Origin of the sequence: Rhodococcus sp. B7740 (assembly GCF_000954115.1) — a bacterium.
GTDB lineage: Bacteria > Actinomycetota > Actinomycetes > Mycobacteriales > Mycobacteriaceae > Rhodococcoides.
Genome location: NZ_CP010797.1, coordinates 4,611,372 through 4,625,445, shown reverse-complemented (window position 1 = coordinate 4,625,445; position 14,074 = coordinate 4,611,372). Strand labels below are relative to the sequence as shown.

Genomic DNA, 14,074 nt, shown 5'->3' with positions numbered 1-14,074 from the left:
CCACATACCGATTCCAGGTTGGCGATTCTGCTCGGTTCGACCGTCTCGCAGCGTGCCCATGCGGAGAACGTGTGTTCGAAAGTGTGTCGGTGGGTCGCGATAGATTCTGTGCATGCTTTCGGGGGACGGCGGATCAGGGGTGGACGGCATCGAGACGGTGCCGCCCGCCCCTGAGGTGTCCGATCCCGACTTGTCTGTGTTGGTCGACCGGGTCGAGTCCGCGGTCGCGGAGTTGGCCGGGCAGGCGTCGGTGTCGTGGTCGAACGCGGACCGGCGCGCGGTGGTTCAGCGGATGGAAACGGCGACCAGGTCTCTGACGGCGCACTCGTACACCTGGCTCAATGAGCTGATCTCTCAGCACGGCCTCGATGTGTATCCGGGATCGGTGCCGTCGTCGGTGGCGTGGATGCTGCGGATCACCCCGCGAGCAGCCGGTGCTCGGGTGCGTCTGGCTGCCGAGTTGGGTGATCGCACCGCCCTCTCCGGGGAAGTCCTGCCGCCGTTGCTGCCGCACACTGCTGCTGCGTTGCGGGCGGGGCTGCTCGACGCCAAGCATGTGCAGATGATCCGCGAATTCTTCCGCCACCTGCCCCGAGACGTCGACCCGCAGACGCGCGAGCTCGCCGACGAACAACTGGCGGGCTACGCCTCGACCAGGCGACCCGACGACTTCGCACCGTTGGTGGCGCACCTGGATTCGATCCTCAACCCCGACGGCGACCACGACGAAGACGAGGACGAAGACGAAGACGGGAAGCCACCGAAACCACCGAAACGCAGGGATGCGTTCTTCTACCTCGGTGAGCAGGGTGCCGACGGAATGTCGGAAGGAAAATTCTGCGTCGACCCCGAACTACGGGCCTACCTCGAAGCCTTGTTCTCCAAAGCCGCGAAACCGGGCGTCAACAACCCCGCCGACCCCACATCGATCATCCACGACGAGACCGGCGGCAAGGACAGCACGAGTGACGGTGCGCGTCCCGATCCTGCAGCAGCCGAACCGGATTCGCCCACACCGAGTGGCGTCTGCGATACCGACACCCCACCGCCACCGGAGCCGGACGACCGTTCGACGAGCGATCAGGGACTGTGGAGCGATGCGGGACTGTGGAACGACGGTTCATTCGACGGCGACGATCCCTGCGACGGTGATGGCCGGTGCGGTGACGGCCTCGACTGTGGTTGCGGCACAGGGCACGACGACACCACAGAACCACAGGACACTGCTGAGCCCGGCGACACAACCGACCCGGACCTCGCAACCAATCCCGACGACGCCGTCGGATCCGACACCGACGACGCACCGGACACCGCACCGGACACCGCAGCACGCGACGCTGCCGCCGCGCGGGATATCCGCACCCAACGCGAACGCCAACACGACGCCCTCAAACTCGCGCTCCGGCACACCCTGGCTTCCGGGACACTCGGCACCCACCGAGGCCTACCCGTCACCGCCATCGTCACCATGACCCTCAAAGACCTCGAAGCCGGCTGCGGCTACGCCATGACCGCCACCGGATCACGGGTGTCGATCCGCGACGCCATCCGCATGGCCTCCCATGCCCACCACTACCTGACCATCTTCGACGACCACGGCCGAGCCCTGTACCTCGGCCGATCCAAACGCATCGCCTCCGCCGACCAACGCATCGTGCTCATCGCCCGCGACCGTGGCTGCAGCTTCCCCTCCTGCACCCGCCCCGCAACCTGGTGCCAAGCCCACCACCTCACCGACTGGAACACCGGCGGCCTCACCGACATCGACTCCCTCACCTTCGGCTGCGACATGCACCACGCACTCGTCGGTACCGGACCCGGCAAGTGGGCCACCACCAAAACCGGAGCAGGACACCGGTACCCGGGCCGCACCCTGTGGCACCCACCCGCCGGAATGGATCCCAAACGCCGAGGCCTGATCAATCACGCCCACCACCCCGAGGAAGTCCTCTACCCACCCGACCAGCACGACGATGCAGGCGACGAAGAACCACGACAACCCGCCTGACGATCCGAACCAGTCTCAGGGCACAGCACTGCCTCGAGGACACCGCTCTGCTTCTGCACAACCTGCTACCGACACAGCAGTCCACACACGGGGTGATTCGCGGTTGCGTCCGATGCGGAACGGGTCTTCGATGAGTGCAGCGACCACCGGGGAGGCAGCACATGCCGTACGACGAGCTACTCGCAGACCGCGTCCGCGCCACTCTCGCCGATGAAGCGAATCTGCGCGAGCAGAAGATGTTCGGTGGTCTGGCTTTCCTGGTACGAGACAAGATGGTGGTGTGTGTCGGCACAGGCAGCCGTGCGCTGCTGGTTCGTGTCGACGGTGTGCGCGAACCCGAATATCTCCAGCGGGAGGGAGCACACCACGCCGTGATGGGTCGAGACCGGTCGATGGGCCAAGGGTGGATCACCATCGACGCTGCATCGCTGACGATCGAAGCAGCACTGGAGTTCTGGGTCGCTGCAGCCCTGGAGCACAACGCCAACAGTGCGGACTGAACGCAAACTCCGGTCGTACAACGGGGGTCTATGCGGCTGCCAACAACAGGGTCACTGCCTTGGGTGCTATCACGATGAACTCGGCTATCGGCCTGGCATCAGCTGAAGGCACCCCGGTATCGGGCAGCCGGATGCGACGCGGGCAGTCTGTCCCGGCCGGTGAGTTTGGCTCGGACGGTGCCCCGGCCGTACTCCCGTTGCGCCAGCCCGCGTTGCCGAAGAACCGGCATCAGATGTTCGATGAATTCCAGGTAGCTGCCCGGGATCGTCGAGTTGATGACGTTGATCCCGTCGACGCCGGCGTCGCGCCACTGTTCGAGACGATCGGCGATGGACTCCGGCGTTCCCACTACCCGCCCGCTCCGAGTCCGCATGTGCGCCAGATCCCGAACGGTGGGTTCTCGATCGGTGATCGCCTCGCGGAGCCACGCCAACGTGCTCTGCGAGCCTTGTCCCTGCACCTGACCGATCGGAGTGTCCAGATCGTAGGAGCCCAGATCTATGCCGATCCCACCCGCAGCGTGCGCGATCATCGCCTCGTCGTCGACGTATTCGTCCAACTCCGCTTCTCTGCGTCGAGCTTCGCTCTCGGTACTACCGATGACGAACGACAGACCCTGGAAGAATTCGAGGTCTCCGGGGGACCTCCCTGCCTCGACGACCAGACGGCGCGTGTCGGCGATGAGCGAGCGCGCGGCCTCGGGTGTGGGAGAGGCGATGAACTGGGCCTCGGCGTTGCGCGCAGCGAAGCGTCGGCCCGTCGGCGACGATCCGGCCTGGAACAACAGTGGTGTCCGCTGCGGAGACGGAGCCACGAGATGCGGGCCCTCGACGCTGTAGCGCGCACCGACGTGATCGATCTTGTGCACCTTCGAGAAATCACCGTGTCGACCGGATGCTTTGTCCTGCAACAGAGCTCCGTCGTCCCACGACCCCTCCCACAGCTTGTACACGACGTCGACGTACTCGTCCGCCCAGGCGTATCGATCCTCGTGCAGAGCCAGATCTCCGTAGCCGAAGTTGCGCCAAGCGTTGGGTGACAGGCTCGTCACGATGTTCCAGGCGATACGGCCGTTGGACGCGTGATCGAGCGTGGACATCTTCCGCGCGAAGTTGAACGGATGCTCCTGCAGAATCGACGAGGTCAAGGCGATCCCGAGATGCTCTGTCGCGTAAGCGATCGCCGACGCGATCACGGTGGGATCGTTGCTGGGAATCTGCAAACCGGACTCGACGAACTTCTCCCACGAACCTCGATGGTCGTCGTACAGCCCCACGACATCGGCAAAGAACACGAAATCGAACTTGCCTCGCTCGAGTTGTTTCGCCAACGACACCCAATGATCCAACGAGGAGAAGTCGGACTGCTCCGCTTCCGGCTTGCGCCACGCACCGTGCACGATATGAGAGGTGGTGTTCATGACGAATGCGGAGAACCTGAGCGGCCGAGTCATATCTGCACCTTGCCACGAATCCCCACGGCCCGGCGATGCTGCAAACACTCCGCAGCCGTCGACAACGCACCGACTGCAGCCCCTCGAATCAGCCTGATTTCAATCATTGCGTCGCACCATCGACCCGGCGAGCCTTTTCGGTAGCGAATCGTTCTGTGCGGGCCGGGTCTCGCGCAGCGTCGACGAAAGGAATGGGTCGCCACGATGCCGAACAACTCTGCCACGTCGAAGAACACCGCAATCGCCATGATCGAACGCAGAATCTCCTCCACCACCGAATCCTGGGATTGGCAGGTCGACGCACTGTGCCGCGGCCAGGACTCGGAGATCTTCTTCTCCCCGTCCGGCGAAGGCCGCTCGGCTCGCCGCGCACGGGAGGACCGCGCGAAGCAGGTGTGCGCGGGCTGCGGGGTCATCGACGAGTGCCGACGATTCGCACTGGCCGCCAACGAACCGTTCGGAGTCTGGGGCGGAACGACAGCCCGGGAGCGACAACAGCACCGAGCCAACTCCCGGCGTGCGGAGGAACTGCAGGCGAGTTAGTACCGTAGTCGCGCCTTCGGTGCGACCGCCGTAGTTCACAATGGATGGGTGAGCGAAACCGAGAAGCCTCAGCAGTGGACGTACCTGATGGATATGGACGGCGTGCTCGTCCACGAGGATCACCTGATCCCCGGTGCCGACACGTTCCTCGCCGAGCTGCAGGCCAACGAGATCCCGTTCATCGTGCTGACCAACAATTCGATTCGCACCCCCCGTGACCTGCGCGCGCGTCTCGCATTCACCGGTCTGGACATTCCGGAGAAGTCGATCTGGACCTCCGCCCTCGCCACCGCGACGTTCCTGGGCAATCAGCGGCCCGGTGGTAGCGCCTACGTCGTCGGCGAGTCGGGTCTGACCACCGCCCTGCACGACATCGGCTACACCCTCACCGACTCCAGCCCCGATTACGTGGTGCTCGGCGAGACCCGGACGTACTCGTTCGAGGCCATCACCACCGCCATTCGTCTCGTCGAGAGGGGTTCGCGCTTCATCGCAACCAACCCCGATGCCACCGGCCCGTCCCGTGAGGGGTCACTGCCCGCCACCGGTTCGGTGGCCGCGCTGATCACCAAGGCCACCGGTAAGGAGCCGTACTACGTCGGCAAGCCCAACGCATTGATGATGCGGTCGGCCCTGCGCGCGATCGGCGGACATTCCGAGAACACGCTGATGATCGGCGACCGGATGGACACCGACGTGCTCTCGGGCCTGGAAGCCGGACTGCAGACCATCCTGGTCCTCACCGGGATCTCGACGGTCCAGTCCGTCGAGCAGTACCCGTACCGGCCGACCAAAGTTCTCGATTCCGTCGCAGACCTGGTGGGCCGCACGCAGAACCCGTTCTGATGACTCTCGAATTCGTTCTGTCCCGCCATGATCACCACGTCGTCGGGCTGGGTGTCCGGCACGCGTTTCCCGATATCGCCGACGCGGTCGCTGCGGTGCGGGACGGCCGAAATGTCGTCGGCGCAATCCCTTTCGACATGTCCGACGCCACCGCCCTGATCGAGCCGGAGGAGTTCTACCGCCTCGACGGACCCTGGTCGACGGTCGATGCTCAACCGCCGTTGCCCGAGGTGACCGTCGCACGACAGATTCCCGATCCCGACGTGCACGTGCAGCGAGTGCGGGATGTCGTCGAGCAGCTGAAAGCCGGTGTGGCCGAGAAGATCGTCCTCGCGCGGGCCATCGAAGTGACGGCGGATTCCCCGATCGACGCTGCCTCGGTGCTCAGCGCTCTGGTCTCACGCGATCCGATGGGCAACGGCTTCCTGGCGGACCTGTCCCCCGCCACGCATCGGGGTAGGCACATCGTCGGCGCGAGCCCGGAACTGTTGGTTCGCAAGCGCGGCAACATCGTCACCTGCCATCCGTTCGCCGGAACGGCCGCACGATCGACCGACCCCGACGAGGAAGCGCGCATCTCCGCGGCGTTGGCGGCCAGTGCGAAGGATCAGGCCGAACATCGCTTCGTCGTCGACGAGATCCGGGCTGCGTTGACGCCGTTCTGCGAGACGCTGGAGGTGCCCGAGTCGCCACAGCTCAGCAGCACTCCGCAGCTGTGGCACCTGTCGACGCCGATCGTCGGCACCTTGGCCGACCCCGAGACCTCGGCGCTCGACCTCGCGCTGGCACTGCACCCCACCGCTGCTGTCGCCGGTGTCCCCCGAGCGGCAGCGATGGCGGCGATCGCAGACGTCGAGGGCTCCCGCGGCTTCTACGCCGGAGCGGTCGGCTGGACCGACGGCAGCGGCGACGGCGAGTGGATGGTGACGATCCGCTGTATCGAGCTCTCGGCAGACGGACTTTCGGGAACGGCCACGGCAGGTGGGGGCATCGTCGCGGATTCCGACCCCGACGCCGAGCTGGACGAGACCACGGCCAAGTTCCGCACCGTTCTCAGCGTATTCGAGCACTGACGTCCACCCGTACACCGCTACCGATCGATCGTGGTGTCGAGATCCTGGTGTCGAGATCGTGGTGTTGAGATCACGGTGAATCGAACTGTGTACATCCACGATCGACAGTGGTCAGCTTGTTGAATTACGGACTGCGCCAGTGTGATTCGGGCAGTCTTCGACCAGCGAAAGGTATCGACATGTCGGTGGACACTCTTGCCGAGAATATGACAGCTCTGCGTGCGATCAAGATCGGCGGCAACCTCGGTGCCCGCATCGAGGGCGTGCGACTCGGCGGCGATCTCGATGCCGACACTGTCCAGTTCGTTCGTCGGGCTCTGCTCGAGCACAAGGTCATCTTCTTCGGCGGCCAGCACCATCTCGACGACGAAAGCCAGTATGCGTTCGCCGAATTGCTCGGGTCGCCGACCACCCCGCACCCGACGGTGACCTCCCGTGGCACCAGGACACTGGCCATCGACTCCGAATACGGTAAGGCCAACAGCTGGCATTCGGACGTGACGTTCGTCGATCGCATCCCGAAGGCCTCGATCCTGCGTGCGGTCAGCCTCCCGGAATACGGCGGGAACACCACCTGGGCCTCACAGACCGCCGCCTACGCTCAGCTGCCGGATTCACTGAAGGCGTTGGTGGACAACCTCTGGGCCACGCACTCGAACAACTACGACTACTCGGCGACTGCTGCAGAGAAGATCAGGAACGACAAGACCGAGGAGTACCGAAAGGAGTTCCAGTCCACATACTTCGAGACCGAACACCCAGTCGTCCGCGTACACCCCGAGACCGGCGAGAAGACTCTGCTACTCGGTCACTTCGTGAAGAACTTCATCGGATTGTCGACCAAGGAGTCGCAGACGCTGTTCGATCTCCTACAGAATCGAGTGACCAAGCTGGAGAACACTGTTCGCTGGACCTGGAGCCTCGGCGACGTGGCCATCTGGGACAACCGTGCCACCCAGCACTACGCCGTCGCCGACTGGGACGATCAGTACCGTCGCCTCGAACGCATCACCTTGGCGGGCGACGTGCCGGTACACCCGAAGGGTGAGAGAAGCCGAGTGGTTGCAGGCGATGCCGCGCACTACTCCCTCATCGACAAACCGGTACCGGTGACACTCTGACACCGACTACTTCAGCGCCTGATCCAGATCCCCGATCAGGTCCTCGGTGTCTTCGAGACCGATCGAGATGCGTACGACGCCGTCGGTGATGCCCACTGCCGCACGGCCTTCCGGCCCCATCGCGCGGTGCGTGGTGGTCGCCGGATGGGTGATCAGTGTCTTCGAGTCGCCGAGGTTGTTGGAGATGTCGACGATGCGCAATGCGTCGAGCACCTCGAAGGCACGCTTCTTGCCCTCGCCCTCGGGAGCGTCGAGCTCGAACGTCACGACGGTACCGCCGCCCGACATCTGCGACTTCGCCAGCTCGTACTGCGGATGCGACTGCAGGAAAGGATATTTGACCCATCTGACCGCCTGATGGCCTTCGAGGAACTCGGCGATCTGCAGCGCCGATTTCACCGAATGCCGCACCCGCACCGGCATCGTCTCCAAGCCCTTGAGCAACGTCCAGGCGTTGAACGGGCTCAGCGCCGGGCCGGTGTGTCGCATCAGAGTCTGCACCGGTCCTTCGATGTACTCCTTCGAGCCGAGGATGGCACCGCCGAGAACCCGCCCCTGCCCGTCGATGTGCTTGGTACCCGAGTACACGACCACGTCGGCACCGAGTTCGAGGCTGCGCTGCAGCAGCGGCGTCGCGAACACATTGTCCAGCACCACCGTTGCGCCGGCCGCATGAGCCAGTTCGGAGACGCGCCTGACGTCGACCAACGACTGCATCGGATTGGACGGGGTCTCGAAGAACACCGCCGTGGTCGGCACCGACAGCGCCTGCTCCCACTGCTCGAGGTCTTCGCCGTCGACGAAGACGGTCTCTACTCCCCACCGCGGCAGAATCTCGTTGCACACCACGAAGCACGACCCGAAAAGACTACGCGCAGCGACCAACCGGTCACCGGCCTTCAGCAATGCACCCAACGCCGTGAACACCGCGGACATTCCGCTCGAGGTCCCGAAGCATGCCTCGGCACCCTCGATCAGCCGCAGCCGTTCCTCGAACATCTTGACCGTCGGGTTGCCGTAGCGCGAGTACACGAAATGATCGATCTCACCGGTGAACGCCTGCTCGGCCGCACCGGCACTCTCGTACACGAAACCCGAAGAGAGATAGAGGGCTTCGGCGTTCTCGTCGAAGCCCGATCGCATTAGGCCGCCGCGCACTCCCAGCGTTCCCTGACCCACGCCCTCGGGCAAGGGCTTGTCGAATCCGCCGCCTTTGGGAAGGTTCGTCACGACTGCCTCCACGGCAACCCGACCGCACGCCAACCCGTGGCTCCGCGGTGGCCGTCGGCGTCGGTGGCGCCTTCGAAGCCGTCGAGCACGTTGTAGGACGGACCGATGCCCGCTGCCGTCGCGGCCTCGGCGGCTCCGACGGATCGCTGACCGGAGCGGCACAGGAACACCACCGGTCGATCGCCGTCCACGCCTGCGGCTTTGAGATCGTCGACGAAGTTGGCGTTCCGGGCACCGTCGGGGAAGCTGACCCACTCGATCAGGTGCGTCGGGCGGTCGATGCCGGAGGTGTCCGGAACTCCGACGTACTGCCACTCGGCGCGCGTACGAACGTCCACGAGCACGGCCTCGGGGTTGTTCTGCAACAACTCCCAGGCAGCTTCCGGGGTTATGTCACCTGCGTAGGTCACTGGATCAGCCTTCCGTCACTTGCCGTTACGTCACACATACCGAGATCAGACATTGCACACCAGCCACTTGTCGTCGACGCGGAGGAACTTCCACACGTCGTCGGTCTGCGCTCCGGATTTCTCTTCCTTCAGCGGGACCGTGACCATTCCGCGGTCGCCGTTGACCTGATAGTCGGAGGGCACCCCGTCGATGGACGTCTCGCCGTTCCGCTCGACCTCGCCTGCTCGATCGGTTCGGTATTGCGCATCGTCGCCCGGAACGAGGCGCTCGACCTGATCGAAGCAGGTGTTCTGGCGCAGCAAGTCTGCGTCGCCGGTGTTCTGTGCCTCGAGGAATCCGTCGACGGCGTCGGTGAGCAACTGGGCCTGCGTCACGTTGTCCTCGGCAGGTGCGAACTTCGAGGCCGCGAAGATGCCGACGAGCAACACCACGACGACGCCGACGGCGAGGATGAACGGCCACGCGTTGGGCGGACGCTGCTCGCCGGAGTCGGCAGCCGCCTTGGACGCGTTGTTGCGCGCTTCCTCACGACTGTCGACCCACTGCTGCCTACGTTCACTCCACGACGCCATGCGGCCAATCTTCCTCGATCCGACGGGCCGGGCACTAGCGGGGTCCGACGGGAATGTCTCCTCGCAACGTGATGCGGTGCATCTTGCGGTGCTCGGTGCCGTAGTCGCGATTGGCGTAGTGCGAGGTGCTGCGGTTGTCCCACAGCACCAGATCACCCAAGCGCCAGCGGTGCCGCACGATGTGTTCGGGCTTGGTCAGGTGCGCGTACAGCAGGTCCAGGATTCCGCGGCTCTCGGCCTCCGACACACCCACGATGTGGGAGGTGAAACCCGGGTTGACGAACAGCCCCTTGCGGCCGGTTTCCGGATGGACCCGCACGACCGGATGTTCGACGGGGACCAGCGCGGTGACCTCCTTGCCGTCCCACACGTTGCCTTTTCCGCCGCGCTTATGCGCGAGGTAGTAACCGAACTCGCGGTTGCCGTCGTGCATTGCCGTGAGCCCGTCGATCATTCGGCGGACCGGTGCGGACAGGGATTCGTAGGCGAGCTGACTGTCGGCCCAATTGGTGTCGCCACCGTGCGGCGGTAGGACGACGGGACGCAGGATCGAGCCCATCGGCGGGCGTTCCATGAACGTGACGTCGGTGTGCCAGACGTCGGCGAATCCGTTGTCCTGGCTGTCGAGGGCGTAGACCTCGGGGGCGACGTGACCGCTGTCGTGCACCGGGTGACCTGCGGTGAGGTCACCGAGCCTGCGGCCGAAATCGATGTGGCCCGCGTCGTCGAGCGTCTGTCCACGCAACACGAGAACCTTGTGTTCGACGAGGGCTCGTCGTACGGCGTGAATCTGGCTGTCCGACGCCGACGCGACGTCGAGGCCGATGACCTCGGCACCGAAGCTCGGGCCGAGCTTGTCGAGAGTGAGAGTTGCGGTCTGTTCCAGAGTGGTCATGTGTCCTCGAATCCGTGCACGGTCGAGCGCTGATCTTCGGCAACGCTGCCGTCGAGAGAGGGGTCCCGTCCTGCTGGAGGAGGGGAAGGGGCGTCGGGTCTTGTCACCGACAACACATGTTGGTGCAGGTACGACAGAAGTCGACGGTGAACCGTCGGACCAGGTATGTCGTGCGCACAGAGCAATTCCTACCGGAAACCGGGAAATCCGGCAAGTTGCCCACTGCCCCAGCTCAGGTAGTCCTTAATTTATGCTGGGGTGTCCGCACTTCCCTCGAAGAAGGTAGCTCGCTGCACATGACCGATCAGACTCGTCCACTCCGCGTCGCCATCGTCGGTGCCGGACCGGCAGGCATCTACGCCGCCGACGCGCTCATGAAGTCCGACCACAATGTCAGCGGACCGGGCGTCAGCATCGACCTCTTCGAGCGCATGCCTGCGCCGTTCGGGCTGATCCGCTACGGCGTGGCCCCCGATCATCCGCGCATCAAGGGCATCATCACCGCCCTGCACAAGGTGCTCGACAAGCCGCAGGTTCGCCTCCTCGGCAACATCGACTACGGCACCGACATCACGTTGGACGACCTGCGCCGCTTCTACGACGCCGTCATCTTCTCCACCGGTGCCAACGCGGACCGCGCCCTCAACATCCCCGGCATCGACCTCGAGGGCAGCTACGGCGCCGCCGACTTCGTCTCCTGGTACGACGGCCACCCGGACGTGCCGCGCACCTGGCCGCTCGAGGCCGAGAAGGTCGCCGTCCTGGGTGTCGGAAACGTCGCTCTCGACGTCGCGCGCGTGCTCGCCAAGACCGGTGACGAACTGCTCCCCACCGAGATCCCCGCCAACGTCTACGAGGGCCTCAAGGCCAACAAGGCCGTCGAGGTGCACGTCTTCGGCCGCCGCGGACCGGCTCAGGCCAAGTTCACCCCGCTCGAGCTGCGCGAGCTCGACCATTCCCCCAACATCGAGGTCATCGTCTCTCCCGAGGACATCGACTACGACGAGGGCTCCGAGCAGGCCCGCCGCAGCTCCAAGCAGATCGACATGGTCGCCAACACCCTGCAGGACTGGGCCATCCGCGACGTCGGCAGCCGCCCGCACAAGCTGTTCCTGCACTTCTTCGAGTCTCCCCACGAGGTACTCGGCGAGGACGGCAAGGTCGTCGGTCTACGCACCGAGCGCACCGAGCTCGACGGCACCGGCAACGTCAAGGGCACCGGCAAGTACAACGACTGGGACGTTCAGGCCGTCTACCGCGCCGTCGGCTACCTCAGCCAGAACATCAGCCAGCTCCCGTTCGACGAGCAGGCAGGCACCATCCCCAACGAGGCCGGACGCGTCGTCGAGTCCCCGTCGTCCACCACGCCCGTTCCGGCCACGTACGTCACCGGCTGGATCAAGCGCGGACCCGTCGGCCTCATCGGCCACACCAAGGGCGACGCCAACGAGACCGTCGCGAATCTCCTCGAGGATGCGCCGAGCTTCGTCGGCGCAGTCGAACCGGATCTCGATGCCGTCACCTCGTTCCTCGAAGGCAAGCAGGTCCCCTTCACCACGTGGGACGGCTGGTACCGCCTCGACGCGCACGAGCGCTCACTCGGCGAGCCCGAGGGCCGCGAGCGGGTGAAGGTCGTCGAGCGGGAGGACATGCTGAAGGCATCCGAGCCCGACAAGGCCTGAGTGCCTGCGGCAGTGGTGTGGTTGTGTGCCCCAGGGAGCGCACAACCGCACCACTGCGCGAAGCGCACTACACGCGCACTGCCAGCAACTTGCCCTCGGTCTCGATCTTCCGTTGATGCTCGTTGAAATCCGGTGCAGCGCAGACGAACAGCGTGCGGCCGTCGGATCCGCCGAGTCCGCAGGCGAAGACTCCGAGATCGAAATCGAGTTGCTCGAGAACCTCCCCGCCCTGCGCAACGTGCAGCACTCGTTGCCCCAGTGCGTCGGCGATCCACATCGTGCCGTCGGTGTCGATGCAGCATCCGTCGGCGGCCACTTTCACCTCCCCGATGGCCGTGGCCATGTCCGTCGACGACGGCAGTTCGCCGAACTTCGCCCAATCACGGCGCTCCCCCAGTGACCCGTCCTCGGCGATGTCGAAGGCACTGACCCGATTGCCGACCGTCTCGTCCACCAGCAGTTCGCCCGACGCGGTGAACGCCATTCCGTTGGGGAAGTACAGATCCGACGCCACGACGTGCGCGGAACCGTCCGGGTCGACGCGAATCAGGTCGGCCGTCTCGACGGGCGCGAAGTTCATCAGATCGAAGCCGAAGTTGCCGATGTACGCGCGCCCCTGGGCGTCGACGAGCATGTCGTTCAGATTCGCCCGAACATACGTCGACAGATCCGCGTGCACGGTCAGCGAACCGTCGTGCTCACGTAGTAGCAACTTGTAGTCGCGCATCGACACGATCAGCAGCCGCCCGTCGGGCAACCATCCCAGGCCCGACGGCTGATTGGGCACCTCTGCTTCGACTCGTACGTCGGAGCCGTCCTCGAGGGCGGACACGACGCGATGGGAGTAGAAGTCCGATACCCAGATCCTCCCCTCGTGCCATCTCGGACATTCGAAGTAGGTGTATCCGTCGAGAACGACTGTGGTCTCCGGTTTCATGTTTCGAATTCAAACACCGCGGACGGTGGCCGCGACGCCGAATGCGCGAGCTGGCATGCTGGGGCCCGTGTTCGACGCCCACCTACACATCATCGACCCCGCGTTTCCGCTCATCGAGAACCACGGTTTCCTGCCCGATCCGTACACCGTCTCGAACTACCTCTACGACGTCGACGGGCTCGGTATCACCGGTGGCGCAGTGGTCTCGGGATCGTTCCAGGGCACCGACCAGACCTACCTGCTCGCGGCGTTGAAGACCCTGGGGCGTGGCTGGGTGGGCGTCACTCAGATCGATCCGGAGTGCTCCGACGAGGACATCGTCGCGCTGGACGACGCGGGTGTCCGCGGAATGCGTTTCAACCTCAAGCGCGGCGAGACGGACGTCCAGATGCTCACCACCCAGGCGCGGCGCGTGCACGAACTGGTGGGGTGGCACGCCGAGCTGTACGTCGACGCGTCCCTGCTGCTCTCCCTCGAACCCATCCTCGCGAAGCTGCCGGCCGTGAGCATCGACCACCTGGGACTGTCGACGCAGGGCCTGCCGTATCTGCTCGACCTCGTCGACCGCGGAGTACGCGTCAAGGCAACGGGATTCGGCCGGGTGGACCTCGACATCATCGACACTCTGCAGAAGATTCATCGCGTGAATCCGGCAGCGTTGATGTTCGGCACCGATCTACCGGGCACCCGCGCCCCGCGTCCGTTCTCGGAGACCGACATCGACATCATTTCTCACGCCGTCGGCGGCGATCTCCCGGCGGTTCTCGACGGCAACGCCCGGGCTTGGTATCGGGTCTCCTGA

14 protein-coding genes are annotated in these 14,074 nt (G+C 64.8%); 8 read left to right on the top strand and 6 right to left on the bottom strand.

Annotation, left to right across the window (positions count from 1 at the left end):
• Nucleotides 1–112 precede the first annotated feature (112 nt).
• On the top strand, nucleotides 113–2,008 hold the full coding sequence (locus NY08_RS25320; RefSeq protein WP_052683905.1) for an HNH endonuclease signature motif containing protein: 1,896 nt from the start codon (nucleotides 113–115) through the stop codon (nucleotides 2,006–2,008).
• 161 nt (nucleotides 2,009–2,169) lie between these two features.
• On the top strand, nucleotides 2,170–2,508 hold the full coding sequence (locus NY08_RS21560; protein WP_045198687.1) for a TfoX/Sxy family protein: 339 nt from the start codon (nucleotides 2,170–2,172) through the stop codon (nucleotides 2,506–2,508).
• A 98-nt stretch (nucleotides 2,509–2,606) separates the two neighbouring features.
• Here NY08_RS21560 and NY08_RS21555 read toward each other — a convergent pair whose 3' ends face one another.
• A complete protein-coding gene (locus NY08_RS21555) occupies nucleotides 2,607–3,962 on the bottom strand; it encodes an LLM class flavin-dependent oxidoreductase (RefSeq protein ID WP_045198686.1) in 1,356 nt (451 codons plus the stop codon).
• Between the two features lie 204 nt (nucleotides 3,963–4,166).
• Between NY08_RS21555 and NY08_RS21545 the strand changes: the two genes are divergently transcribed.
• The 4 genes from NY08_RS21545 to NY08_RS21530 all read left to right on the top strand — a co-directional run bounded on the left by NY08_RS21545 (nucleotide 4,167) and on the right by NY08_RS21530 (nucleotide 7,545).
• Nucleotides 4,167–4,505 (top strand): WhiB family transcriptional regulator, encoded by a 339-nt coding sequence (locus tag NY08_RS21545; protein ID WP_371828383.1) that lies wholly within the window; start codon nucleotides 4,167–4,169, stop codon nucleotides 4,503–4,505.
• Nucleotides 4,506–4,592: 87 nt separating this feature from the next.
• Nucleotides 4,593–5,351, top strand: a complete 759-nt coding sequence (locus NY08_RS21540; RefSeq protein ID WP_094631006.1) for an HAD-IIA family hydrolase — start codon at nucleotides 4,593–4,595, stop codon at nucleotides 5,349–5,351.
• Nucleotides 5,351–6,424 (top strand): isochorismate synthase, encoded by a 1,074-nt coding sequence (locus NY08_RS21535; protein WP_045198682.1) that lies wholly within the window; start codon nucleotides 5,351–5,353, stop codon nucleotides 6,422–6,424. Before NY08_RS21540 ends, NY08_RS21535 begins: the two co-directional genes overlap by 1 nt.
• Before the next feature lie 179 nt (nucleotides 6,425–6,603).
• Nucleotides 6,604–7,545 carry a TauD/TfdA dioxygenase family protein gene (locus NY08_RS21530; RefSeq protein ID WP_045200926.1) on the top strand — a complete coding sequence of 314 codons (942 nt, stop codon included), beginning with the start codon at nucleotides 6,604–6,606 and terminating at the stop codon, nucleotides 7,543–7,545.
• Nucleotides 7,546–7,551: 6 nt separating this feature from the next.
• Here the strand turns inward: NY08_RS21530 and NY08_RS21525 are convergent, their stop codons facing one another.
• From NY08_RS21525 to NY08_RS21510, 4 genes are read right to left on the bottom strand one after another with little or no spacing between them, the layout of a single operon-like run.
• The gene (locus tag NY08_RS21525; RefSeq protein WP_082074068.1) at nucleotides 7,552–8,775 is read right to left on the bottom strand and encodes an O-succinylhomoserine sulfhydrylase; all 1,224 of its coding nucleotides are present in this window, start codon (nucleotides 8,773–8,775) and stop codon (nucleotides 7,552–7,554) included.
• The gene (locus tag NY08_RS21520) at nucleotides 8,772–9,185 is read right to left on the bottom strand and encodes a rhodanese-like domain-containing protein (RefSeq protein ID WP_045198678.1); all 414 of its coding nucleotides are present in this window, start codon (nucleotides 9,183–9,185) and stop codon (nucleotides 8,772–8,774) included. Before NY08_RS21520 ends, NY08_RS21525 begins: the two co-directional genes overlap by 4 nt.
• 45 nt (nucleotides 9,186–9,230) lie before the next feature.
• Nucleotides 9,231–9,758 (bottom strand): Rv0361 family membrane protein, encoded by a 528-nt coding sequence (locus tag NY08_RS21515; RefSeq protein WP_032397135.1) that lies wholly within the window; start codon nucleotides 9,756–9,758, stop codon nucleotides 9,231–9,233.
• Between the two features lie 34 nt (nucleotides 9,759–9,792).
• On the bottom strand, nucleotides 9,793–10,653 hold the full coding sequence (locus NY08_RS21510) for a TauD/TfdA dioxygenase family protein (protein ID WP_045198676.1): 861 nt from the start codon (nucleotides 10,651–10,653) through the stop codon (nucleotides 9,793–9,795).
• Nucleotides 10,654–10,949: 296 nt separating this feature from the next.
• Here NY08_RS21510 and NY08_RS21505 point away from each other — a divergent pair, with 296 nt between their 5' ends.
• Entirely contained in the window at nucleotides 10,950–12,335 is a 1,386-nt protein-coding gene (locus NY08_RS21505) for an FAD-dependent oxidoreductase (RefSeq protein ID WP_032397137.1), read from the top strand.
• Nucleotides 12,336–12,402: 67 nt separating this feature from the next.
• On the opposite strand, the gene NY08_RS21500 is transcribed toward NY08_RS21505, so the two are convergent.
• Nucleotides 12,403–13,272: an SMP-30/gluconolactonase/LRE family protein gene (locus NY08_RS21500; RefSeq protein WP_032397138.1), complete on the bottom strand. Its 870-nt coding sequence runs from the start codon at nucleotides 13,270–13,272 to the stop codon at nucleotides 12,403–12,405.
• A 67-nt stretch (nucleotides 13,273–13,339) separates the two neighbouring features.
• On the opposite strand from NY08_RS21500, the gene NY08_RS21495 reads away from it, so the two are divergent.
• On the top strand, nucleotides 13,340–14,074 hold the full coding sequence (locus NY08_RS21495) for an amidohydrolase family protein (protein WP_179272861.1): 735 nt from the start codon (nucleotides 13,340–13,342) through the stop codon (nucleotides 14,072–14,074).

Bases quoted from the DNA above. Each gene is read 5' to 3' on its own strand.
- NY08_RS25320 (WP_052683905.1), top strand. From the start codon at position 113: ATGCTTTCGGGGGACGGCGGATCAGGGGTGGACGGCATCGAGACGGTG.
- NY08_RS21560 (WP_045198687.1), top strand. From the start codon at position 2,170: ATGCCGTACGACGAGCTACTCGCAGACCGCGTCCGCGCCACTCTCGCC.
- NY08_RS21555 (WP_045198686.1), bottom strand. From the start codon at position 3,962: ATGACTCGGCCGCTCAGGTTCTCCGCATTCGTCATGAACACCACCTCT.
- NY08_RS21545 (WP_371828383.1), top strand. From the start codon at position 4,167: ATGCCGAACAACTCTGCCACGTCGAAGAACACCGCAATCGCCATGATC.
- NY08_RS21540 (WP_094631006.1), top strand. From the start codon at position 4,593: ATGGATATGGACGGCGTGCTCGTCCACGAGGATCACCTGATCCCCGGT.
- NY08_RS21535 (WP_045198682.1), top strand. From the start codon at position 5,351: ATGACTCTCGAATTCGTTCTGTCCCGCCATGATCACCACGTCGTCGGG.
- NY08_RS21530 (WP_045200926.1), top strand. From the start codon at position 6,604: ATGTCGGTGGACACTCTTGCCGAGAATATGACAGCTCTGCGTGCGATC.
- NY08_RS21515 (WP_032397135.1), bottom strand. From the start codon at position 9,758: ATGGCGTCGTGGAGTGAACGTAGGCAGCAGTGGGTCGACAGTCGTGAG.
- NY08_RS21510 (WP_045198676.1), bottom strand. From the start codon at position 10,653: ATGACCACTCTGGAACAGACCGCAACTCTCACTCTCGACAAGCTCGGC.
- NY08_RS21505 (WP_032397137.1), top strand. From the start codon at position 10,950: ATGACCGATCAGACTCGTCCACTCCGCGTCGCCATCGTCGGTGCCGGA.
- NY08_RS21500 (WP_032397138.1), bottom strand. From the start codon at position 13,272: ATGAAACCGGAGACCACAGTCGTTCTCGACGGATACACCTACTTCGAA.